Genomic DNA, 21776 nt, shown 5'->3' with positions numbered 1-21776 from the left:
GACACTCCGGAGCGGTACGGTCGGACGTCCGAGAAGTGGATCCCGGCGGAAGGGTGCAGGGCGTCGATGGCGATTGCCAAGTCCGAGCGGCTGATGAATCTCGCGCTGTGCCTGCTCGGGACGCGCCGCCCCCTGAGCAAGCGGGAACTCCGCGGCTCCATCGAGGCCTACCTCGAAGCGAGCGGGGACGACGCGTTCAACCGCATGTTCGAGCGCGACAAGGACGACCTGCGTGAGCTGGGCCTCGTGATCGAGACCGTGGAGAACCTGGAGGGCGAGACCGGCTACCTCGCCCGCCGCGACTCCAACCGGCTGCCGGCCATCACCCTGGACGCCGAGGAGGCCGCCGCGCTCGGCCTCGCCGCCAAGGTCTGGCAGCAGGCCCGTCTCGCCGGGGCCGCCAGCGGCGCCCTCCAGAAGCTCCGCGCCGCCGGCATGCCGGAGGCGGAGGACTCGTACGACACCCAGGCCAGCGCCCTCGAACCCCGCATCCCGGTGCACGAGGCCGCCTTCGAACCGCTGATGCTGGCCTGCCGCGACCGCCGGCCCGTCGCCTTCGACTACCGCAAGGCCAACGCCGCCCGCCCCGAGGCCCGTCAGGTCGAGCCCTGGACCCTCGAATGCTGGCGCGGCCACTGGTACCTGGCCGGCTGGGACCGCGACCGGAGCGCCGAGCGCGTCTTCCGGCTCTCCCGGATCACCGGCAAGGTCCGCTCCCGGGCCGGCGCCTTCACCGCCCCCGTGCCCGACGTCGTCACCGTCCGCGAGACCGTGGAGAGCTGGGCGGGCGAGACCGCCACCCGCTCGGCCCGGATCCGGCTGCGCACCGGCTGCGGCTACCCGCTGCGGGCCCGCGCCCAGTCCGTGAGCGAGGGCGCCGACGGCTGGGACGAGCTGGAGATCCCGTACGGGCACGGCCTCGACGCCTGGCTCGTCGAGTTCGGCCCCGACGTCGTCGTACTGGAACCGGCCGATCTGCGGGCCGACGTGGTGGACCGGCTGCGCGCCGTGGCCAAGGGCTGAGGGGGAGACGTACCGCATGGCTGCCAACGCGATCGACCAGACGAGGCGGATGCTCTCGCTCGTCACCTATCTCCGTGAGCGCCCCGGCGCCCACGTCGCCGACGTCGCACGCGCCTTCGGGATCACCGAGGACGAGCTGATCTCCGACCTGGACGTGCTGCCCATGTGCGGCACCAGTTTCCGCGGCGGCGACCTCCTCGACATCGACACCGACGGCGATCGGATCTGGTGGCACAACCCTGACGACGTCGCCGCGCCGCTGCGGCTCGCCGCCGACGAGGCGACCGCCCTCCTGGTCGCCGCCCGCGCCGTCGCCACCCTCCCGGGGCTCCGGGAGAGCGACCGGGAGGCGCTGCTCCGCGCCACGGCCAAGCTGGAGGCCGCCGCCGGCGAGGCCGCCGGGGCCAGCTCCCGGCTCTCGGTGACCTTCGAGTCCGAGGGCGGGGTCTTCGCCGAAGTCGACCGGGCCATCTCCGAGCGCCGCCGCCTGTGGGTGCGCTACTACTCGCCGGCACGCGACGAGCTCACCGAGCGCGAGGTCGACCCGATCCGGCTGTTCGCCGTCGGCCACACCTATATGGAGGCGTGGTGCCGGCTCTCCGAGGCGCGCCGCACCTTCCGGCTCGACCGCGTGGCCGAGATCCGCATCCTCGACGAGCACGCGGCGCCGCCGGAGCTGGAGCTGCGCGACCTCTCCGCGGGTCTCGTCCAGCCCTCCGCCGACGACCCCGAGGTGGTGGCCGAGGTCGGTCCCGGCGGACGCTGGGTCGCCGAGTACTACCCGCACGACCGGGCCGAGGAGCTGACCGACGGCGGGCTGCGGATCACGTTGCGGACGCCCGATCCGGCCTCGCTGCGCCGGCTGGCGCTGCGGCTGGGCAGCGACGGGCGGATCGTCGCGCCGCAGGAGCTCGCCGACAACGCCAGGACGGCGGCCGCCGCCGCGCTCGCCGCGTACGAGGGCGAGTGACGTTCCCCGCCCGGGGGACGCTGTTACTGACGTGACGCCGGACGCGACCGCGCACGTGCAGGGTGTACGAGCGGGGGGAGCCGGCGTACAGGGTGCGGGGGAGTGGGGTGCACGTGGTGCGTGAGCGCGGGAGTCGAGAGATGAGGGAAATGTCCGTGATGCACGGTTTTACGGCGACGATGGCCCCGGTCCTCTTCAAGGCCGCCTGCCCCGACTGCCGCTCCCGCTTCGAACTCTCCGCGAGCGCCCTGCGCCTCGCCATCGGGGCCAGCCGCCGCACCACCTTCTACTCCTTCACCTGCCCCGAGTGCGGCAGCTCCGTCCGCAAGCCCGCCGGCGAGCGCATCGTCGAACTCCTCACCGGCGGCGGCGTCCGCACTCTGAGGCTCCACACGACCGCCTGAGGGCTTCGCACGACCCGAGGGCCCGCGTCCCCGCGTGCCCTGCGCCCGACCGCTCCCCGCCCAACGTCTAGGCTCAGCACATGTTCTGGCCCATGCTCGCCATCGCCCTCGGCTTCCTCGGCATCGCCGTCCTCGGCGTCCTCGCCGTCCGGGTCTTCGTCGAGGTCCAGCGCCTCGGCCGTCAGGTGGCCCACACCACACAGCGGATCAGCCAGGCCGCCGAAGACCTCGAAACAGCCGCCGTCGGTCTGGCCCGAACGGGCGAGTCCCTGCGCTGAATCCGTGCCGTACGCTGCCCGAAGTGGCCCTGAACCGGGCTCGGCGGACGCAATCGGGAGTATGCAAGGCCATTGCCCTGCGTTTACTCCTGCGGGTTACGATCGCAGGCAGCGCGGTGGCCGGACGCTTGTCCGACCCGCCGGGCACGCACTCCATGTCGCCTCGGTGAAGAAGGTAAACAGCTATGGGTAGGCTCGGCCCCACCGAGATCATTCTCATTCTCGTCGTCATCATCCTGCTGTTCGGCGCCAAGAAGCTTCCGGACATGGCCCGCTCGCTCGGCAAGTCCGCCCGCATCCTCAAGAGCGAGGCCAAGGCGATGAAGTCGGACGACCAGCAGAGCGCCCCCGCCGACCCGCCGCAGGCCGGCACCGGCACCGGCGCCACCGCCCAGGACCCCGCCCCGCGCACCATCCAGGCCGCTCCCGGTGACGTGACCAGCTCGCGTCCCGTGACCGAGCCCTCGGACACCACCAAGCGCTGACCCGGTCCGCCGCGGCCGCCGCACCGGGCGGCGGCCTGCCGCACGAGATGAGGACGTGGGTTGCCCAAGTCTGCCCGCAAGCAGGAGAAGGATCCCGAGGGTCGGATGCCCCTCGTGGAGCACCTGCGTGAACTCCGCAACCGCATGGCGAAGGGACTCCTCGCCGTTGCCGCGGTGACGATCGTGGCCCTCGTGTACAGCGAGGAGCTGATGCAGTTCCTGACGAAGTCGGTGCCCACCTGCGCACCGGGCGTCACCAGCGACGGCGGCAACTGCGCGATCGTCTCCTTCAACACGCTGATGGCCCCGTTCAGCACGACGATCCAGTTGTCGCTGACGGCGGGCCTCGTCGTCGCGAGCCCCGTCTGGCTCTACCAGCTGTGGGCCTTCGTCGCGCCCGGACTCCACAAGAGCGAGAAGAAGTACACGTACGCCTTCGTCGGTGCGGCCGTGCCGCTGTTCTCCGCCGGCGCCTACCTCGCGTACCTGATCCTCCCCATCAGCGTGAAGGTCCTCATCAGCCTCACGCCCGAAGGCTCCGCGAACATCCTCTCGCTCGGTGACGTCCTCGACTTCACCCTGCGCATGGTGCTCGTCTTCGGCCTGGCCTTCGAGCTGCCGCTCGTCCTGGTGATGCTCAACCTCACCGGCGTCCTCACCGGGCGCCGCATGGCCGGCTGGTGGCGCGGCGTGATCATGGGCGTCTTCGTCTTCGGCGCCGTCATCACCCCGACCACCGACCCCGTCGGCATGATCGCCCTCGCCGGACCCATCACCGTCCTGTACTTCGGGGCCGTCGGCTTCTCCCTCCTCAACGACCGGCGACGCAAGCGCAACAACCCCGACGCCGAGCTCGACGACGACGAGGCCTCGGCGCTGGACCTGACCCCGGAGACCGTCGGGGCCATCGAACCGGTCGGCGCTTCCCGGGCCCTGCCCGAGCAGGCCACCGGCGAGCCGGGCGGGACCGCCGTACAGCGGGCGAACGGTTACGACGACATCACCTGATCTTGTAGGGTCCCCCCAGACTCCGTCCGGGGGGACCCCCAATGACCAGCGATCTCACCCTCTTCGTCAACCCCACCGCGGGCCGCGGCCGCGGCGCCCATGCCGCCCAGCCCGCCGCCCGCGCCCTGAGGGACGCCGGATTCTCCGTCCGTACCGTCCTCGGGCACGACGCCGACGACGCCCTGCGACGCGCCCGTGAGGCGGTCGCCGCCGGCACCGGCGCGCTGGTCGCCGTCGGCGGGGACGGCATGATCTCCCTCGCCCTCCAGGCGGTCGCCGGGACCCGTACCCCGCTCGGGATCATCGCCGCGGGCACCGGAAACGACTTCGCCCGGACCCTGGGCCTGCCCGTCCGTGACCCGGGCGCCGCGGCACGCGTCACCGCGCGGATCCTCAGGACCACGGGCGGCCGCAGCGTCGACCTCGGGCGGATCGGGACGGGCGGCGGGGACCCTGCAGGGGATGCCGCCCGGGGGTGCGTCGGGGGCTCTGCCGAGGAGGCCGGCCGGGGGTCCGCCGGGGACTCCGCCGAGAAGACTGCGCAAGGGTCCGCCGGGGACTCCGTCACCGGCCGCTGGTACGGCACCGTGCTCGCCTCCGGTTTCGACTCCCGTGTCAACGACCGGGGCAACCGCATGCGCATCCCCGCCGGACGCTTCAAGTACGACCTCGCGATCCTCGCCGAACTGGCCGGCTTCCGGCCCGTCCCGTACCGCCTCACCCTCGACGACGGGCGCGTCGTCGAGACCGACGCCACCCTCGTCGCCGTCGGCAACGGCAGCTCCTACGGCGGCGGCATGCGGATCTGCGCCGACGCCCGCCTCGACGACGGACTCCTCGACGTCACGGTCGTCGGCGACTGCGACCGCAGGACCCTGATCAAGGTCTTCCCCCGCGTCTACAAGGGCACCCATCTCAGCCACCCGAAGGTCACCACGTACCGGGTCCGCTCCCTCACCCTCGACGCCCCCGACACCACGGGCTACGCCGACGGCGAGCCCCTCGGCCGGCTCCCCCTCACCGTGAGCTGCGTCCCCGGCGCCCTGCGCGTCCTGGCCCCGGCCCCCGACGAGAGACCCGAACACGGGCCCGGAGCCGGGCCCTCCACATCCCCTCGATAAAGATCGCGTCACTGTCACAGGGGGCGGGTAGGCTCGACAACAAGATGACAGAGGACCTCACACCAGCCGAGGCGTACGCGGCCGCACTGGCTCGCAACGCCGATGCGGCCACCGCGCTGGCCCCCTTCCGCGAGATGTACGAGTTCGATCTGGACCCCTTCCAGATCGAGGCATGCCGGGCCCTCGAATCGGGCAAGGGCGTACTCGTCGCCGCGCCCACGGGCTCCGGCAAGACCATCGTCGGCGAGTTCGCCGTCCACCTCGCCCTCACCCAGGGCCGCAAGTGCTTCTACACGACCCCGATCAAGGCGCTGTCGAACCAGAAGTACGCCGACCTCGTCAAGCGGTACGGCAACGACAAGGTCGGCCTGCTCACCGGTGACAACAGCGTCAACGGCGATGCGCCCATCGTGGTCATGACCACCGAAGTCCTTCGCAACATGCTGTACGCGGGATCCCAGGCCCTCTCCGGCCTCGGCTACGTGGTCATGGACGAGGTCCACTACCTCTCCGACCGCTTCCGCGGCGCCGTCTGGGAGGAAGTGATCATCCACCTCCCCGAGTCCGTCACGCTGGTCTCACTCTCCGCGACCGTGTCCAACGCCGAGGAGTTCGGCGACTGGCTCGACACCGTCCGCGGCGACACCGAGGTCATCGTCTCCGAAAGCCGCCCCGTCCCGCTCTGGCAGCACGTCCTCGCCGGACGCCGGATGTACGACCTCTTCGAGGAGGAGACCGACCACGGCGGCCGCGGCGCCTCCCGCCGCGAGGTCAACCCCGACCTCCAGCGCCTCGCCCGCACCGAGAACACGCGCACGTACAACCCGCGCGACCGGCGGCGCGGCAAGATGATCCGCGAGGCCGACCGCGAGCGCGAGCGCCGCCAGCGCTCCCGCATCTGGACCCCCGGCCGCCCCGAGGTCATCGAGCGCCTGGACGCCGAAGGGCTCCTGCCCGCCATCACCTTCATCTTCAGCCGCGCCGGATGCGAGGCCGCCGTACAGCAGTGCCTCTACGCCGGACTCCGGCTCAACGACGACGAGGGACGCCGACGCGTCCGCGAGATCGTCGAGGAGCGCACCGCCGCCATCCCCAGCGAAGACCTCCACGTCCTCGGCTACTACGAGTGGCTCGAAGCGCTGGAGCGGGGCATCGCCGCCCACCACGCCGGCATGCTCCCCACCTTCAAGGAGGTCGTCGAGGACCTCTTCGTCAAGGGCCTCGTCAAGGCCGTCTTCGCCACCGAGACGCTCGCCCTGGGCATCAACATGCCCGCGCGCACCGTCATCCTGGAGAAGCTCGTCAAGTGGAACGGCGAGCAGCACGCCGACATCACCCCCGGCGAGTACACCCAGCTCACCGGCCGGGCCGGACGCCGCGGCATCGACGTCGAGGGCCACGCCGTCGTCCTCTGGCAGCGCGGTCTCGACCCGGACCACCTCGCCGGACTCGCCGGCACGCGCACGTACCCGCTGCGCTCCAGCTTCAAGCCCTCGTACAACATGGCGGTCAACCTCGTCGAAGGCTTCGGCCGGCACCGCTCCCGCGAACTCCTCGAAACGTCCTTCGCCCAGTTCCAGGCCGACCGCTCCGTCGTCGGCATCTCCCGGCAGGTGCAGAAGAACGAGGAGGGCCTCGAAGGCTACCGCGAGGGCATGACCTGCCACCTCGGTGACTTCGAGGAGTACGCGCGGCTCCGCCGCGACCTCAAGGACCGCGAGACCGAACTGGCCCGTCAGGGTGCCGCCCAGCGCCGCGCCCAGGCCGCCGGCTCCCTGGAGAAGCTCAAGCCCGGCGACGTCATCCACGTCCCCACCGGCAAGTTCGCCGGACTCGCCCTCGTCCTCGACCCGGGCATCCCGGCCGGCCGCACCAACGGCCACCGCGGCTTCGAGCACCACGACGGGCCCCGCCCCCTCGTCCTCACCGCCGAGCGGCAGGTCAAGAGGCTCGCCTCCATCGACTTCCCCGTCCCGGTCGAGGCGCTGGAGCGGATGAGGATCCCCAAGTCCTTCAACCCGCGCTCCCCGCAGTCCCGTCGCGACCTCGCCTCCGCCCTGCGCAGCAAGGCCGGACACATCAACCCCGAGCGCCACCACAAGCAGCGCTCCGCCGCCGCCGACGACCGCGAGATCGCCCGGCTGCGCACCGAGATCCGCGCCCATCCCTGCCACGGCTGCGACGAGCGGGAGGACCACGCCCGCTGGGCCGAGCGCTACCACCGTCTCCAGCGCGACACCGAGCAACTGGAGCGGCGCATCGAAGGCCGCACCAACACCATCGCGCGCACCTTCGACCGGATCGTCGCGCTCCTCACCGAGCTCGACTACCTGCGTGGCAACGACGTCACCGAGAACGGCAAGCGGCTCGCCCGGCTCTACGGCGAACTCGACCTGCTCGCCAGCGAATGCCTCCGCGACGGAGTCTGGGAAGGCCTGACTCCGGCCGAACTGGCCGCCTGCGTCTCGGCGTTGGTGTTCGAGGCGCGCCAGTCCGACGACGCCGTCGCGCCCAAGCTGCCCGCGGGCAACGCCAAGGCGGCGCTCGGCGAGATGGTCAGGATCTGGGGCCGTCTCGACGCCCTCGAAGAGGAATTCAAGATCAACCAGGCGGAGGGGGTCGGCCAGCGCGAGCCCGACCTCGGATTCGCCTGGGCCGCCTACCAGTGGGCCTCCGACAAGAGCCTCGACGAGGTGCTGCGCGAGGCCGAGATGCCCGCCGGCGACTTCGTCCGCTGGTGCAAGCAGGTCATCGACGTCCTCGGACAGATCGCGGCGGCGGCTCCCAGAGAGAACAGCACCGTCGCCAAGAACGCCCGCAAGGCCGTGGACTCCTTGCTGCGCGGGGTCGTCGCCTACAGCTCGGTGGGCTGACGGTCTCCAGCCCCTTTGTAAGGCCGAGTGCCCGTGGCGAACACGCCACGGGCACTCGGCCTTTCCGGACGTCCCGTCGCGGTTGTCCACAGGCCGTCGTCCACAGGGGTGGCGCGGGCCCGGCCGTTCCGATTGCATGGACTCACAAGCAGGGAAGGCCAGTTGGGGAGGGGACATCCATGACCACGCAAGCCGGTCATTCGCACGCCGAGACGCAGGGCGAGGGGGAACCGACAGAGGCGCGTGCAGCGACCGCGGCAGCGGCCGCGCCGGCCGATGCGGCTCCGGCAGAGACTCCGGCAGTGGTTCCGGTTGTGGTCGACGGGCCGCGAGGTGTGCCCCTCCTCGGCAGCCTGCCCGCCTTCGGCAAGAACCCCCTGGCCTTCTTCGAACAGCTCCGGGACCGCGGCGACTTCGTCCGCTGGCGCTTCGGCCGCAAGCCCTCCCTCTTCATCGCCCACCCCGACACCGTCGGCGAACTCCTCACCGAGGTCGAGCGCACCTTCGACCAGCCGGACCTCGGCATCGCCTTCCGCACCCTCCTCGGCAACGGTGTCATCGTCTCCAAGGGTGCCGACTGGCGCCGCAAGCGCTCACTCGTACAGCCCTCCGTCCGACCGAAACAGGTCCGCTCCTACGCCGCGACCATGACCGAATGCGCCGTCGCCCTCGCCGACCGATGGACCGACGGGCAGCACATCGACATCAAGAAGGAGATGGCGGCCCTCACCCAACTCGTCGCCGTCCGCACCATCTTCGGCGTCGACACCACAGCCGACGCAGAAGCCATCGGACAGGCGATGGACGTCGCACAGAAGGAGATCGGCGCCGAGTTCAGCGGCATCGGAGCCGTACTGCCCGACTGGCTCCCGACCCCCGGACGCGCCCGCATCAAACGCGCCACCGCCGTCATCGACGCGGAAGTCTCCCGCGTCGTCTCCCGCCACCGCGAAGGCGAGACCGAACGCCCCGACCTCCTCAGCCGCCTCCTCGCCGCCCGCGACGAGACCGGCGCGCCCCTCTCCGACCAGGAGATCCGCGACGAGACCGTCACCCTCTACATCGGCGGCCACGAGACGACGAGCTCCACCCTCGTCTGGGCCTGGTACCTGCTCTCCCGCACCCCCCGGGTCCGCGACGCCCTCACCGAGGAACTCGACCGGGTCCTCGCCGACCACGAACCCGGCTACGACGACTACGCCTCCCTCACGTACACCCAGGCCGTCATCAAGGAGACCCTCCGCCTCTACCCCACGATCTGGCTGATCACCGGCCTCGCGAAAGAAGGCGCCACACTCGGCGGGACGGCCGTTCCCGCCGGCACCCGCGTCTGGTCCAGCCAGTGGGCCACGCACCGCGACCCCCGCTGGTACGGCGACGCGGAAGCCTTCCGCCCCGAGCGCTGGATCGACCAGGAGGGCGAACCCGCCGAGGAGATACCCGAATACGCCTGGTTCCCCTTCGGCGGCGGCCCCCGCGTCTGCCTCGGCACCCGCTTCGCCCTCGTGGAGGCCGTCCTGGTCCTCGCGGTCCTGGCCCGCCGCTACCACGTGGACGTCACCACCGAGGAGATCCTCCCGGTCCCGAGCCTCACCCTCCAACCGGACCGCGACGTCCTGGCGACGGTACGGGCGCGGGGCTGAAGCGGGGCCGCGAGCTCGGGGCGCGGCTATCGTCGCGGGATGTCTGCAGATCCCGAGAAGTTCAACACCGCGATGACCACCTGGAAAGAGTGGCAGGAGGCCCCGTGGGGCCGGATTCGCTACACACTCGCCGAAGCGAACCTGATGCGTCGCCTCGATGCCCCGGGCGGCGGTCTCCTGCGGATACTCGACCTCGCGGGCGGTGACGGCGGCGACGCGGTGCGCCTCGCGGCACGTGGGCACCACGTCACCGTCGTCGACCACGCGCCTGCCATGCTCGCCGCCGCGGAAACGCGAGCCGCGGCGAGCGGCGTGACGGAGCGGCTGACCTGTCTCCAGGCCGATGTGACCGCCCTGCCCGCCGACATCACCACGGGGGAGTTCGACGTGGTGATGTGCCACAACCTCCTGCAGTACGTGGACGACGTGCCCGGAACGCTCGCCACGGCGCTCACCCCCCTGAAGAACGGAGGGCTCTTCTCCCTGATGGCGATCAACCGGCACTCGGCACCGCTGAACATCGCGGTCCGGAAGATGGACCCCGCGGCGGCGCTGGCCGCACTCGACTCCGACCGGCTCCGGAACGAGATGTTCGACTCGGAGCTGACCCTGCACACAGCGGAGGAGGTCATACCGGTCCTTGAGGACCTGGGGTGCCACGACGTGCGGCACCACGGCATCCGCAGCTTCTGCGACTACATCACCGACGACGCACGCAAGTACGACCAGGCCTACTACGACGACCTGGAGCGACTGGAACTCGCCACCACCGACCGAGCGCCCTACATGCACACCGCGCGACTGTTCCAACTGACGGCACGGAAGCGGACCGACTCCTAGGAACTCCCCGTCGCAGCACCACGGCTCGCCAGAGCCGTCGCCAGGTCCCGGAGGTCGTCGGCGTACAGGACCCGGTCACCGGACCCGGGCAGGGGAACGTGGAGGGTGGTCGTCCAGCGGGCGGGGATCGCGCCGGCGCCGTACACGGCCCCCGCGAGCATGCCGGTCACGGCAGCGACCGTGTCGGTGTCCCCGCCCAGGTCGACCGCCGCGACGACGGCCTCCTCGAAGGTGTCCGTCGTACGGAGCGCCCACACGGCCGAACCGAGGCACGGCCAGACCGCGCCGTTGAACTCGGTGGCGTCGTCCGGGTGCCAGCCGGGTGCGAGGACCGTCGCCCAGCGCTCCCGGTGCGCCGGGGCCACCTCGGTGAGCGTCGCGGGCAGGGCGGCGACCGGGTCCTCGCCGAGGAGGGCGACGCGCACCAGCTCGTGGAGGATCGCCGTACCCTCCCCGGCAGCACCGTCCCCATGGGTGAGGGCACTGACCCGGCGCGCCACGTCCATCGTCTCCGCCCGTCCCCGCGCCGCGAAGTACACGGCGGAGGTCGAGGCCCGCATCAGCGAACCGTTGCCCGCGGCTCGGGAGTTGATCTGGAAGTGCATCGCGGCGGCCAGGTCCCAGGGGTCCCCGCCGAGCAGGACCTGCTCGGTCTGGAGACCGATGTCCTTCGGGTCGGCCGCCGCCCAGCGGCGGAACCGGTCGAAGACGTCCGGCAGGTCGAGGCCACCCCGTTCGAGGAGCGACTCCCCGACGAGGACAGCCATCTGCGTGTCGTCCGTCGCCTCGCCCGGATCCCAGCCACCGCCCCCGCACAACTCCCCGACACCGTCGGGGAAACGCTCCCGGAAGACGCCCGGGAGCCCGAACTCGAAGGGGGCGCCCAGGGCGTCGCCCGCGGCGGAGCCGAGGACGGCGCCCATGGACCGGTCGTTGTCTCGCATCCCATCAGGGTAGAGCGGGCTCGGACCCCAGCCGCTGCGCCCTGGTCGCCCACACCGCGCGGACCACCAGGAACAGCGGCAGGCCGAGGGGGGACAGGAGGATCGTCAGCAGCAGGAGAGGGGCCATCAGGAGGGGCGGGACGGCGAGGCGGCGTGCCTCCCGGTACATCCACTGACCGAGCAGCAGGTCCCAGGCGATGATCTGGGCCCAGATCGCCCCGGCTCCGTTCGCGAGTCGCACCAGATCGCGGAAGGTGTCGATGTCGGGGCTGCTGACCGCCGTCCACAGTTCCGATGCGACCGGGACGGCCAGGACCGCCCAGACGGCCAGGAGCGGCAGCACGGTCAGGGGCGAGGCGGCGACGCGTTCGGTGATCCGCCACGCCGGCGCGAAGATCATCAGCAGCCAGAACGGCGCGGCGAGGAAGAACGTCAGCTCGAAGAGGAATCCGGTCATGACGTGACTTCCTCGGTGGGGTTGGGGGCGGGGGCGGGGGCGGGGGCGGGCGAGGACGGGGAGGGAGGGGAGGAGGGGGAGGGGGAAGGGGAGGCCCCCCGGAGGCAGAGTGCCGCGGCTGCCCCGCCCAGCAGGACGATCGCCCCCGCGCCCGCCAGCGTCGCGCCGTCCGGTGCGAACAGTGCCTGGCCGCGCAGTGCCTGCCAGGTCAGCAGGACGAACGTCGCCGTGTATGCCGCCGAGGCGGTGAGGGTGAGCCGGAGCCGTACCCGCTCGTCGGCGAGGCGGGCGAAGCGCGGTGCGAGCGCGGCCAGGACGAGCAGCAGCAGCGGGAGCAGCTGCAGCGCGTGCATGCCGAAGAAGTGCGGTATGCGCAGGTCACCGCCGTTGCTGGCCCAGCCGGTCAGCGGCATCGAAGGGCCGCCGTCCGGTACCCCGACGGCGTGGGCGCCTTGGATCGGCGAGTTGTCGACCGTCAGCTGTTCCGGGGTCGGACGGACCATCAGGAAGCCCACGGCGGCGCCCGCCAGGGCGATCAGCGAGGACAGCCGGACCGCCCAGGCCGTGGCCCGGTCGAGGATCTTGGCGCGCAGCAGGAGGACGGCGATGGCCAGGGCGCCCAGCCACAGCACGAGGACGGTGGCGCCCATGAGTTGGAAGACGGTGTCGTCGAAGGGGGTCGCGTGGTTGAAGTGGCTCCGCCGGCCGCGGATCACCTGGAGGGTGATGAGCACCATCTCGCCGACGCTGGCGACGGCGACGACGGTTCCGGCCCACCAGCCGACCCTGCGGCCCCGGGGCAGCAGCGAGAGCATCCAGGCGAGCGAGAGGGCGTACGCGAGGAACGAGACCGAGAACTTGAACGGCTTGGTCCAGATCGGCACGCCGACCAGGATGCGGTCGTCGACGAAGATGCCGACGGCGGAGACCAGGGCGAGGACGCCCATGGAGACGGCGAACCAGAGCAGGGGTCGGTGGAGCCGGGTGAGCGGGTTCGGCGACGACGCGTGCTGTGACGGCGCGTTCTGTGAGGCCGTGTTCAGCGAGGGTTTGTGCGATGAAGACATACGGATCCCCCGTGGAAAGATATGGATAGTGGAACTAGCCGCTATCTGATAGCCCCACTATCTATGATGGGGCGTCGGTCGGCAAGGCCGAAGCAAAACCGGGAAGGTGAATACGCGGTGCGCATCGGAGAGTTGAGTCGCAGGACCGGGGTGTCCGTGCCGACGATCAAGTTCTACGTACGAGAGGGACTGCTGCCGGCCGGAGAGCTGACGAGCCCGAACCAGGCCTCGTACGGGGAGGCGCATGTGCAGCGACTCCGCCTGATCCGGGCGCTCCTCGACGTGGGCGGCCTGTCGGTCGCGGCGATCCGCGAGGTGATCGTCGCGGTCGACGACCCCGAGCAGTCGGTGCACGAGCTGCTGGGCACGGTGGCCGGTGGGCTGGTGCCGCGTTACGACCGTGAGCCGCACGCAGGGATCGAGGAGGCGCGGAAGCAGGTGGCGGCACTGATTGCCGCGCGTGGCTGGCGCACGTACCCGGGCAGCCCGGCGGCGGAGGCGCTTGCCGTGGCCCTCGCGGCCGTCGACGAGGTCGGCCACGGGTCGTTCATCGAGGTCCTGGACTCGTACGCGGAAGCGGCAGAGCGGGTGGCGAAGGCCGACCTGGAGTACGTGGCGCGCAATGTGGCGCGCGAAGGACTGGTGGAGAGTGTGGTCGTCGGCACCGTCCTCGGCGACGCGATCTTCTCGGCGCTGCGACGCATGGCCCAGACGGACACCTCGGACCGCATGTACGGGCAGGCGAGGTAGCCGGCGGGTCGAAGGCCCGAGGAGCGGCCTGAGGAGCGGCCCCGGGAGCGGCCCGAGGAGTGGCCCCGGGAACGGCCCGAGGAGCGGCCCGGGGAACGCCCTGAGGAGCGGCCTGGGGGCCCGGGGAACGGCCCGGGGGACTGCCCGGGGAATGGCCTGGGGAACAGCATGGGGCCCGGGGGTTCACCCCCGGGCCCCAGGCCTCAAGCATCTTCCCCGCTTCGCGCCTCAGTTCTCCTGTTCGCGTTCCACCTGGTCGTTCCACTCGCGCTTGATCGCGCGCCATGCCTCGTCCGACTTCCCCAGGCGCCAGTAGCCCGAGATCGACAGTCGTTCGCGCGGGACGGCGCGGTCCTGTCGCAGGTGGCGGCGGAGCTCCTTCACGAAGCCCGCCTCGCCGTGGACGAAGGCGTGGACGTCGCCCGCAGGGAAGTCCAGGGTCTGCACGGCCTCGACGAGCGCCTCGCCCGCCGGCCGGTCGCCTCGGTGCAGCCAGGTGACGTGGATGCCGTCCTCCGTCGCGAACTTCTGCTCCTCGGCGGCGTCCGAGATCTCGACGAACGCGTGCACCCGCGCCCCGGCGGGCAGTCGCTCCAGGGCCACCGCGATCGCCGGCAGGGCGCTCTCGTCGCCCGCGAGCAGGTGCCAGTCCGCCGCCGGCTCCGGCGCGTAGCCGCCGCCGGGGCCGAGGAAGCGCATCGTGTCGCCCGCCCGGGCGCGCGCCGCCCACGGGCCGGCGAGGCCCTCGTCGCCGTGGACCACGAAGTCGATGGTCAGTTCGCGATGGACCGGGTCCCAGGCCCGGACCGTGTACGTCCGCGTCGTCGGCCACTGGTCCCGGGGGAAGTCCTCCCGGATCCGCTCCATGTCGAACGGCTCCGGGTACGCGACGCCCTCGGGGGCGAAGAGCAGCTTCACGTAGTGGTCGGTGTACGCACCGACCTCGAAGGCGTCGAGACCGGGGCCGCCCAGGACGACCCGCACCATGTGCGGGGTGATGCGCTCGGTGCGCACCACACGCGCTTCGGTGGCCTTCGGTGCCGTGCGGGGCTGCTCTGCCACGGGGGGCTCTCCTGACTCGACGTACTTAGGTATGCCTAAGCTAGCATCCCGAGGCGCGGTCGACCCAGTGTGGCCTGATTTCGTCAGCGCTCCAGGACGGGCAGCAGGCGGCCCACCGCCCCGCCGAGATTCCAGCGCTTCACCAGGGCGTCGAGGGCGGCCGGGTCGCGCGGGGCCTTCGGCAGGGTCGGGTCGAACTCCGGCAGCGGTACGTCTCCGGCGACGCGCACCACCGTCGGTGCGACGTCCAGGTATGCGGCCGCCTCCACGATTCCGCGCCGCTTGGCCGGCGTCAGCTTCGACGTCCGGTCCTCGGCCGCCGCCCGGACGCCCGCCAGGTCCCCGTACTCCGTGATCAGCTGTGCGGCCGTCTTCTCGCCGATGCCCTTCACTCCGGGGAGGCCGTCGCTGGCGTCGCCGCGCAGTGCCGCGAAGTCCGCGTACTGGTCGGGGCGCACGCCGTACTTCGTACGGATCAGCTCCGCGTCCACCAGATCGCAGTCGCCGACGCCCTTGCGCGGGTACAGCACGCGCACCCCGCGCGCGTCGTCCACCAGCTGGAACAGGTCCCGGTCGCCCGTGACGATGTCCACGGGCCCCGCAGCGTGCCCCGTGAGGGTCCCGATCACGTCGTCCGCCTCGTACCCCGCCGCTCCGATCCGGGCGATGCCGAGCGCCGCGAGGACCTCCTCGATCACCGGAACCTGCGGGGACAGCGTGTCCGGGATCTCTTCCTCGTCCGGGCCGGTCTCCGTCTCGACGGCCACCCGGTGTGCCTTGTACGAGGGGATCAGGTCCACCCGCCACTGCGGCCGCCAGTCGTTGTCCCAGCAGGCCACGAGGTCGTCCGGGTGGTGGTCCTGGACGAGCCGGGTGATGAAGTCGAGCAGTCCGCGCACGGCGTTCACGGGCGAGCCGTCGGGGGCCCGGACGGAGTCCGGCACGCCGAAGTAGGCGCGGAAGTAGAGGCTGGCGGTGTCGAGGAGCATCAAGCGTCGAGTCACCTGCTTGATTTTAGGGCTCGGGGTGCCTCCGGGGCGCTTTCCCACCGGACCGCGGGCCCGCCCCGCGAACACCTGGGGGGCGTCTCGTGGATCAGGCCGGGCTCGCGGCGTGACGCCCCCTCGGGCAGCCGAAACCCCACCCCCGCACGTGACCCCCGTCACCTTTGCGTTTGCATCCTGTGAAGCCGGGCAGGCGCGAGCCCGGAGCGGAACCCGGTACGGGATTCAACAAAAGGATCCCCGTACGCGACGGGCCCGCGGGCCGATCCTGCCCGCTCCACGGCCCGACCACGCGGGGGTGGCGAGGGCCGTTCTCGTTGCTACCCGTGAGGTCTATGTGTCCAGGCTCCAGGCCGACCACCTGTACAAGGTGTTCGGCAGACGACCCGACGAAGCCGTCCGCAGGCTCGCCGCCGGCGCCGACCGCGAGGAACTGCGCGCCGAGGGCACGACAGCAGCCGTCGTGGACGCCGGTTTCACCGTCGAACCCGGCCAGATCTTCGTCGTGATGGGGCTCTCCGGGTCAGGCAAGTCGACCCTTCTCCGCATGCTCAACGGCCTGCTCGAACCCACCGCCGGCCGGGTGCTCTTCGACGGACGTGACCTCACCGCGCTGTCCCCCCGCGATCTGCGCACCGTCCGCTCCACCAAGATCAGCATGGTCTTCCAGCACTTCGCACTGTTCCCGCACCGAAACGTTCTGGAGAACGCCGCCTACGGCCTGGAGGTCCAGGGCGTCCCGCGCGCCGAGCGCGAGACCCGGGCCACCGAGGCCCTCGAACTGTGCGGCCTCGCCGGCTGGGAGAAGTCCTGGCCCGACGAGCTCTCCGGCGGTATGCAGCAGCGCGTCGGCCTGGCCCGCGCGCTCGCCACCGATGCCGACCTGCTCCTCATGGACGAGTCCTTCAGCGCGCTCGACCCACTCATCCGCCGTGACATGCAGGACCAGCTCCTCGTCCTCCAGCAGCGGCTGAAGAAGACCATCGTCTTCATCACCCACGACCTCAACGAGGCCATGCGCCTGGGTGACCGGATCGCCGTCATGCGCGACGGCAGGATCGTCCAGCTCGGCACCGCCGAGGACATCCTGGTCCGCCCCGCCGACGACTACGTCGCCTCCTTCATCCAGGACGTCGACCGCTCCCGGGTGCTCACCGCCTCCGCCGTCATGACGGACGGCGCCACCCCGGCGGACTGCCCCGCCGACTGCGCCTGCCAGGCCGTCGGGCCGGACACGCTCGTCGCCGACCTGTGCGCCGTCGCCGCCCGCGCCCCGCACCCCGTGACCGTCGAGGACTCCGACGGCACGGTCCTCGGAGTCGTACCGACGGAGCGACTGCTCGCCGTCATGGGCGGGCTCGGCGCGAAGACCGCCAGTGACACGCAGACCGCCGGCGAAGCGAAGGGCGTGAAGGCCGTGAAGGCCGTGCAGGCCGTCCCGGCCACGAAGGACGTCAAGGAGGTGACCGCCCGTGCCTAGGCTTCCCCTCGGCGAGTGGGTCGACAGCTCCGTCGACTGGCTCCAGGCCCAGTTCTCCTGGCTCTTCGACGCCATCAGCACCGGCGTCACCGGCCTCTACGACGGCATCGACGCCGTCCTGTCCGCTCCCCAGCCGCTGCTCTTCGCCGGCATCCTCGCCGTCGTCGCCTGGTGGCTGCGCGGTCTCGCCGCCGGTGTTCTCGCCTTCGCCGGCTTCGCGCTCGTCGATTCGGTCCAGCTGTGGGACGAGGCCATGGCGACGCTCTCGCTCGTCCTCGTCGCCACCCTGGTGACCCTGGTGATCGCCGTACCGCTCGGCATCTGGGCCGCGCGCTCGAAGACGGTCAGCACCGTGCTCCGGCCGGTCCTCGACTTCATGCAGACCATGCCGGCGATGGTCTACCTGATTCCCGGCATCATCTTCTTCGGCGTCGGCGTGGTCCCCGGCATCATCGCCACCATCGTCTTCGCGCTGCCCCCGGGCGTCCGCATGACCGAGCTGGGCATCCGCCAGGTCGACGGCGAACTCGTCGAGGCCGCCGAGGCCTTCGGCACGACCCCGCGCAACACGCTCCTTCGCGTGCAGCTCCCGCTCGCGCTGCCGACGATCATGGCCGGTGTCAACCAGGTCATCATGCTCGGCCTGTCCATGGTGGTCATCGCCGGCATGGTCGGCGGCGGCGGGCTCGGCGGCGCCGTCTACCGCGCCATCGGCAACGTCGACATCGGCCTCGGCTTCGAGGCCGGCATCTCCATCGTCGTCCTCGCCATGTACCTGGACCGGATGACCGGGGCCCTCGGCCGCCAGGTCTCCCCGCTGGGCCGCCGCGCCGCCGCCAAGGCCCGCGCCGCGCTGAGCGCGAAGCGGCCCGGGGCGAAGCTGTGGGCCCATCGTCCGCAGCCCGTCACCGCCCTCGTCGGCGTCGTCGTCCTCGCCCTCGTCGCCGGCGGCACGGGCTTCCTCGGCTCCGGCGGCGCGAGCTCCACCACCGCCTCCGGTCCCGGCGGCGGTCACGGCAAGAAGATCAGCATCGGCTACATCCCCTGGGACGAGGGCATCGCCTCCACGTTCCTCTGGAAGGAACTCCTGGAGCGCCGGGGGTACGAGGTCGACACCAAGCAGCTGGAGGCCGGCGCCCTCTACACGGGCCTGGCCGGCGGTCAGCTCGACTTCCAGACCGACGCCTGGCTCCCCGTCACCCACGAGCAGTACTGGAAGAAGTACCGGAACAAGCTGGAGGACCTCGGCTCCTGGTACGGCCCGACCTCCCTGGAGCTCTCCGTCCCCTCGTACGTGAAGGGCGTCGACTCCCTCGCCGACCTCAAGGGCAAGGCCGGACAGTTCAAGGGCCGGATCGTCGGCATCGAGCCCAGCGCCGGAATGATGGGCATCCTCAAGGACAAGGTCCTCAAGGAGTACGGCCTGGAGGGCGAGTACGAGGTCGTCGACGGCTCCACGCCCGGCATGCTCGCCGAGCTGAAGCGCGCGTACGAGCGCAAGGAACCGGTCGTCGTCACCCTCTGGTCCCCGCACTGGGCCTACTCCGCCCAGGACCTGAAGAAGCTCGCCGACCCCAAGGGCTCCTGGGGCGAGGGCGACGGCGTCCACACCCTGGCCCGTAAGGGCTTCGCCGCCGAGAACCCCGAGGTCGGCGCCTGGCTGAAGAACTTCGAGCTGACCGAGAAGCAGCTCACCGACCTCGAAGCCGTCATCCAGGAGACCGGCAAGGGCAAGGAGCAGCAGGCCGTCCGCAGCTGGCTCGACAGCAACCCGGGGCTCGCCGAGAAGCTCGCCCCGCAGTAGCCGCACGACGACGGACGGAGACCGGTGAGCGGTTCCTGTCCGAAAAGGGGTGGTCGCCGAACGTGTTCGGCGACCACCCCTTTTCGTCACGACGCGAAACCCCGCCCCAAAGCTGCGTAAGGTTCAGGTAACCGCCCGGTACGGGTACGCACGAGGCACGAGGGAGGGAGCCGACATGGATGAGAAGGAATCACCCCGCGTGGGCGCGGCCGTCAAGAGGCGACGCAGAGCGCTCCAGCTCACCCTGGCCGTCGTCTCCTCCCGCAGCGGTCTCTCCGTGCCCTTCCTCAGCCAGGTCGAGAACGACCGGGCCAGACCCAGCCACCGCTCCCTGGAACTCGTCGCCGAGGCCCTGGAGACCACGGCCGGCGAACTCCTCGCCGCCGCCGAGGCCTCCCGCACCGTCGACGTCGTACGGGCGGCGGAGCGCTCCCCGGCCCTGCCCCCGGGCGTACGGGCGGTCGTCCGCGGCCGCCACCAGCTGCACGCCCTGGAGTTCACCGGCGAGCAGGACGCGGGACGCGAGTTCCAGCACCGGAACGACGAGCTGCTGTACGTGGCCGACGGCGCCGCCGAGGTCGAGGCCGAGGGCCGCGCGTACCGGCTGGGCCGCGGCGACACGCTCTACCTCTCGGGCGGGGTACGTCACCGCTGGCGGGCCACCGAAGCGGGCACCCGCCTGCTGGTCGTCGCCGTCGCCGAGCACGTCGAGGCCGAAGAGGAATGACGGCGGGTCGTGGCACGGTGAGGAGGATCGTCTCCCTCGTGCCCTCCCTGACGGAGGCCGTCGCCGTCACCGCGCCGGGCGTTCTCGTCGGCGCCACGGACTGGTGCAGTCACCCCGCCGACCTCGACGTCGTACGGATCGGCGGCACCAAGAACCCCGACGTCCGCGCGATCACCGCCCTCCGCCCCGACCTCGTCCTCGCCAACGAGGAGGAGAACCGCGCCCCCGACCTCGGCGAGCTGCGGGCCGCGGGGATCGACGTCCTCGTCACCGAGATCCGCACCCTCGACCAGGGCCTGCGCGAGCTGGAGCGGGTCCTCGCGGCCTGCGGAGCGCCCCGGCGGCCCCGCTGGCTCGACGAGGCCGAGGCGGCGTGGGCGACGGTGGCCCCGGAAGAGACGTACACGGCCGTCGTGCCGATCTGGCGCCGCCCCTGGATGGTCCTGGGCCGCGACACCTTCGCCGGCGATCTGCTCGCCCGCCTCGGGGTCCGCAACCTGTACGCCGACCACCCGGAGCGCTACCCGCGCCTCCCGCTCGACGAGCTGCGCGCGGCCGCGCCCGACATGGTCGTGCTGCCCGACGAGCCGTACCGCTTCACGCGCGAGGACGGCCCCGAGGCGTTCCCCGGGACCGCCGCCGCCCTCGTCGACGGGCGGCATCTCACCTGGTACGGGCCGTCGCTGGCGGAAGCGCCGCGGGCACTGGCGCGGGCCCTGCGAGCAGCGCACCGCTGAAGAGGCCGCGCACGGTGTGGGAGCCGGCCACCAGCCAGGCCGCGACGAGCAGCACGTACAGGCCGATCGCCAGCCACCGGAAGGCCGCGAGCCCGGTGTGCTGGGCGAGTCCCTCGGCGCCGGTCACGCACGTCCCGACGGGGAAGGTGAACGCCCAGAAGGTCATCGCGAAGCCCATGCCCCGCCGGCGTGCCCGCAGCACCATCGCCCCGGCGAGCGCCAGCCACAGCAGCGCGAAGCCCATGACGGGCACGCCGTAGAGGACGGCGAAGGAGGCGAAGCCGTGGGCGTACGGGGCGGGGAGCACGCCCGGGGCCACGTCGGCGAACTTGTTCGCGGCGGTCGTCGACTGGCCGAGCGGGCCGAGGACGAGGAAGAGGGTGGGGGTGAGCGCGAGGGGCAGCGGGCCGCCGGTCACGAGCCGGCCGAAGACCAGCGGCAGCATGACCAGGGTCGCGAGGAGGCTGACGCCGAACATCGCCCAGCAGGCGAGGAGCAGGGTCTCCTGGGCCTGCCCGGCGGGCAGATGGGGCACGAGCAGCGGGCCGAGGGCGGCGGAGACCATGGGGGCGACGACCGGCAGCAGCCACACCGGGGACGCGCTCTCGATCCGGTGGTGCACGACCATCAGGTACGGGATGCCCACCGCGGCCGCCAGGCCGACGACCGTACCGACCGTGAACAGGACGGTGTCGAGGGCCACGGCCGCCGGGAGCCCGATCCAGTCCTGGCCCACGATCATCGCGCCGCCGCCGACGGCGAGCAGCGCCATCGAGAGACAGCCGTAGAACGGCGCCATGGCGGGGTCCAGGAGGTGGGCGCGGGCCTGGTCGCGGTGGTGGATCCAGTGCATTGTGCGGGCGGAGACCAGGACGAGCAGCATCGCGAGGGACAGCGCCCAGACCGCGGCGCAGACGGTACGGAGTCCCGGGAGGTCCAGGGGGAGGCCGGCGCCGGCGTTGGCCACGATGGCGGTACCCATCACGGAGGCGTACCAGTTGGGTCCGAGGTGACGGACAGAACGGGCCGGAGAGGCGGCCGGCCGGGCGCCGGGGGTGGTGGCGCGGACGGCCGAAAGGGGAGGTGCGAGGCTTGCCAT

The 21776-nt window shown here is 71.7% G+C and carries 21 protein-coding genes; 15 read left to right on the top strand and 6 right to left on the bottom strand.

Translation table 11 applies throughout. The annotated features are described in order from the left end of the window. Positions 1–66: 66 nt before the first annotated feature. From OG462_RS10950 to OG462_RS10905, 10 genes are all read left to right on the top strand, one after another. Entirely contained in the window at positions 67–1023 is a 957-nt protein-coding gene (locus tag OG462_RS10950) for a helix-turn-helix transcriptional regulator (RefSeq protein ID WP_406056829.1), read from the top strand. Positions 1024–1039: 16 nt separating this feature from the next. Then, positions 1040–1993 (top strand): helix-turn-helix transcriptional regulator, encoded by a 954-nt coding sequence (locus tag OG462_RS10945; RefSeq protein WP_406056828.1) that lies wholly within the window; start codon positions 1040–1042, stop codon positions 1991–1993. Positions 1994–2133: 140 nt separating this feature from the next. Further along, entirely contained in the window at positions 2134–2397 is a 264-nt protein-coding gene (locus OG462_RS10940) for a hypothetical protein (RefSeq protein ID WP_406056826.1), read from the top strand. Positions 2398–2477: 80 nt separating this feature from the next. Next, positions 2478–2675: a hypothetical protein gene (locus OG462_RS10935; protein WP_030316018.1), complete on the top strand. Its 198-nt coding sequence runs from the start codon at positions 2478–2480 to the stop codon at positions 2673–2675. Between the two features lie 185 nt (positions 2676–2860). Next, on the top strand, positions 2861–3160 hold the full coding sequence (tatA, locus tag OG462_RS10930) for a Sec-independent protein translocase subunit TatA (protein ID WP_406056824.1): 300 nt from the start codon (positions 2861–2863) through the stop codon (positions 3158–3160). Positions 3161–3265: 105 nt separating this feature from the next. After that, positions 3266–4168, top strand: a complete 903-nt coding sequence (gene tatC / locus OG462_RS10925) for a twin-arginine translocase subunit TatC (protein WP_406066462.1) — start codon at positions 3266–3268, stop codon at positions 4166–4168. Between the two features lie 41 nt (positions 4169–4209). Continuing rightward, positions 4210–5289, top strand: coding sequence for a diacylglycerol kinase family protein (locus OG462_RS10920; RefSeq protein WP_406056822.1), 1080 nt, complete (start codon positions 4210–4212; stop codon positions 5287–5289). 44 nt (positions 5290–5333) lie between these two features. Then, complete coding sequence (locus OG462_RS10915; protein ID WP_406056820.1) at positions 5334–8162, top strand: DEAD/DEAH box helicase; 2829 nt, start codon at positions 5334–5336, stop codon at positions 8160–8162. 302 nt (positions 8163–8464) lie between these two features. Then, complete coding sequence (locus OG462_RS10910) at positions 8465–9805, top strand: cytochrome P450 (protein ID WP_406056818.1); 1341 nt, start codon at positions 8465–8467, stop codon at positions 9803–9805. A gap of 39 nt (positions 9806–9844) precedes the next feature. Beyond that, positions 9845–10645 (top strand): class I SAM-dependent methyltransferase, encoded by an 801-nt coding sequence (locus OG462_RS10905; RefSeq protein ID WP_406056816.1) that lies wholly within the window; start codon positions 9845–9847, stop codon positions 10643–10645. Here OG462_RS10905 and OG462_RS10900 read toward each other — a convergent pair. The 3 genes from OG462_RS10900 to OG462_RS10890 are packed head-to-tail and all read right to left on the bottom strand — an operon-like array spanning position 10642 to position 12993. Further along, complete coding sequence (locus OG462_RS10900; protein WP_406056814.1) at positions 10642–11589, bottom strand: ADP-ribosylglycohydrolase family protein; 948 nt, start codon at positions 11587–11589, stop codon at positions 10642–10644. The genes OG462_RS10905 and OG462_RS10900 overlap by 4 nt on opposite strands. 4 nt (positions 11590–11593) lie before the next feature. Continuing rightward, positions 11594–12046: an ABA4-like family protein gene (locus OG462_RS10895; RefSeq protein ID WP_406056812.1), complete on the bottom strand. Its 453-nt coding sequence runs from the start codon at positions 12044–12046 to the stop codon at positions 11594–11596. Further along, entirely contained in the window at positions 12043–12993 is a 951-nt protein-coding gene (locus OG462_RS10890) for a hypothetical protein (protein WP_406066460.1), read from the bottom strand. The genes OG462_RS10895 and OG462_RS10890 overlap by 4 nt, the downstream gene beginning before the upstream one ends. Positions 12994–13230: 237 nt before the next feature. Here OG462_RS10890 and OG462_RS10885 point away from each other — a divergent pair, with 237 nt between their 5' ends. Then, positions 13231–13863, top strand: a complete 633-nt coding sequence (locus OG462_RS10885; RefSeq protein ID WP_406056810.1) for a MerR family transcriptional regulator — start codon at positions 13231–13233, stop codon at positions 13861–13863. A 228-nt stretch (positions 13864–14091) separates the two neighbouring features. On the opposite strand, the gene OG462_RS10880 is transcribed toward OG462_RS10885, so the two are convergent. Next, positions 14092–14925 (bottom strand): siderophore-interacting protein, encoded by an 834-nt coding sequence (locus OG462_RS10880; RefSeq protein WP_406056808.1) that lies wholly within the window; start codon positions 14923–14925, stop codon positions 14092–14094. 83 nt (positions 14926–15008) lie between these two features. Beyond that, the gene (locus OG462_RS10875; RefSeq protein ID WP_406066458.1) at positions 15009–15914 is read right to left on the bottom strand and encodes a 5'-3' exonuclease H3TH domain-containing protein; all 906 of its coding nucleotides are present in this window, start codon (positions 15912–15914) and stop codon (positions 15009–15011) included. A 352-nt stretch (positions 15915–16266) separates the two neighbouring features. Here OG462_RS10875 and OG462_RS10870 point away from each other — a divergent pair, with 352 nt between their 5' ends. The 4 genes from OG462_RS10870 (at position 16267) to OG462_RS10855 (ending at position 20677) form a co-directional block, all read left to right on the top strand. Next, positions 16267–17409 (top strand): glycine betaine/L-proline ABC transporter ATP-binding protein, encoded by a 1143-nt coding sequence (locus OG462_RS10870; RefSeq protein WP_406056806.1) that lies wholly within the window; start codon positions 16267–16269, stop codon positions 17407–17409. Next, positions 17402–19213 carry an ABC transporter permease/substrate binding protein gene (locus OG462_RS10865; protein WP_406056804.1) on the top strand — a complete coding sequence of 604 codons (1812 nt, stop codon included), beginning with the start codon at positions 17402–17404 and terminating at the stop codon, positions 19211–19213. The genes OG462_RS10870 and OG462_RS10865 overlap by 8 nt, the downstream gene beginning before the upstream one ends. A 175-nt stretch (positions 19214–19388) precedes the next feature. Continuing rightward, on the top strand, positions 19389–19940 hold the full coding sequence (locus tag OG462_RS10860; protein WP_406056802.1) for a helix-turn-helix domain-containing protein: 552 nt from the start codon (positions 19389–19391) through the stop codon (positions 19938–19940). Then, on the top strand, positions 19937–20677 hold the full coding sequence (locus OG462_RS10855) for a helical backbone metal receptor (RefSeq protein WP_406056801.1): 741 nt from the start codon (positions 19937–19939) through the stop codon (positions 20675–20677). The genes OG462_RS10860 and OG462_RS10855 overlap by 4 nt, the downstream gene beginning before the upstream one ends. Here OG462_RS10855 and OG462_RS10850 read toward each other — a convergent pair. Beyond that, positions 20604–21776, bottom strand: coding sequence for a TDT family transporter (locus OG462_RS10850; protein WP_406056799.1), 1173 nt, complete (start codon positions 21774–21776; stop codon positions 20604–20606). The two genes, OG462_RS10855 and OG462_RS10850, sit on opposite strands and share 74 nt — an antisense overlap.

The organism is Streptomyces sp. NBC_01077, assembly GCF_045162855.1.
In the GTDB taxonomy this organism is placed as follows: domain Bacteria; phylum Actinomycetota; class Actinomycetes; order Streptomycetales; family Streptomycetaceae; genus Streptomyces.
The sequence above is the reverse complement of the archived record's forward strand: the minus strand, read 5'-3'. Positions and strand labels throughout refer to the sequence as shown.

Coding starts and splice junctions, on each gene's coding strand:
- OG462_RS10950 (WP_406056829.1), top strand. CDS start 67: ATGGCGATTGCCAAGTCCGAGCGGCTGATGAATCTCGCGCTGTGCCTG.
- OG462_RS10945 (WP_406056828.1), top strand. CDS start 1,040: ATGGCTGCCAACGCGATCGACCAGACGAGGCGGATGCTCTCGCTCGTC.
- OG462_RS10940 (WP_406056826.1), top strand. CDS start 2,134: ATGAGGGAAATGTCCGTGATGCACGGTTTTACGGCGACGATGGCCCCG.
- OG462_RS10935 (WP_030316018.1), top strand. CDS start 2,478: ATGTTCTGGCCCATGCTCGCCATCGCCCTCGGCTTCCTCGGCATCGCC.
- tatA (WP_406056824.1), top strand. CDS start 2,861: ATGGGTAGGCTCGGCCCCACCGAGATCATTCTCATTCTCGTCGTCATC.
- tatC (WP_406066462.1), top strand. CDS start 3,266: ATGCCCCTCGTGGAGCACCTGCGTGAACTCCGCAACCGCATGGCGAAG.
- OG462_RS10920 (WP_406056822.1), top strand. CDS start 4,210: ATGACCAGCGATCTCACCCTCTTCGTCAACCCCACCGCGGGCCGCGGC.
- OG462_RS10915 (WP_406056820.1), top strand. CDS start 5,334: ATGACAGAGGACCTCACACCAGCCGAGGCGTACGCGGCCGCACTGGCT.
- OG462_RS10905 (WP_406056816.1), top strand. CDS start 9,845: ATGTCTGCAGATCCCGAGAAGTTCAACACCGCGATGACCACCTGGAAA.
- OG462_RS10900 (WP_406056814.1), bottom strand. CDS start 11,589: ATGCGAGACAACGACCGGTCCATGGGCGCCGTCCTCGGCTCCGCCGCG.
- OG462_RS10895 (WP_406056812.1), bottom strand. CDS start 12,046: ATGACCGGATTCCTCTTCGAGCTGACGTTCTTCCTCGCCGCGCCGTTC.
- OG462_RS10890 (WP_406066460.1), bottom strand. CDS start 12,993: ATGGGCGTCCTCGCCCTGGTCTCCGCCGTCGGCATCTTCGTCGACGAC.
- OG462_RS10875 (WP_406066458.1), bottom strand. CDS start 15,914: ATGCTCCTCGACACCGCCAGCCTCTACTTCCGCGCCTACTTCGGCGTG.
- OG462_RS10860 (WP_406056802.1), top strand. CDS start 19,389: ATGGATGAGAAGGAATCACCCCGCGTGGGCGCGGCCGTCAAGAGGCGA.
- OG462_RS10855 (WP_406056801.1), top strand. CDS start 19,937: ATGACGGCGGGTCGTGGCACGGTGAGGAGGATCGTCTCCCTCGTGCCC.
- OG462_RS10850 (WP_406056799.1), bottom strand. CDS start 21,776: ATGGCAAGCCTCGCACCTCCCCTTTCGGCCGTCCGCGCCACCACCCCC.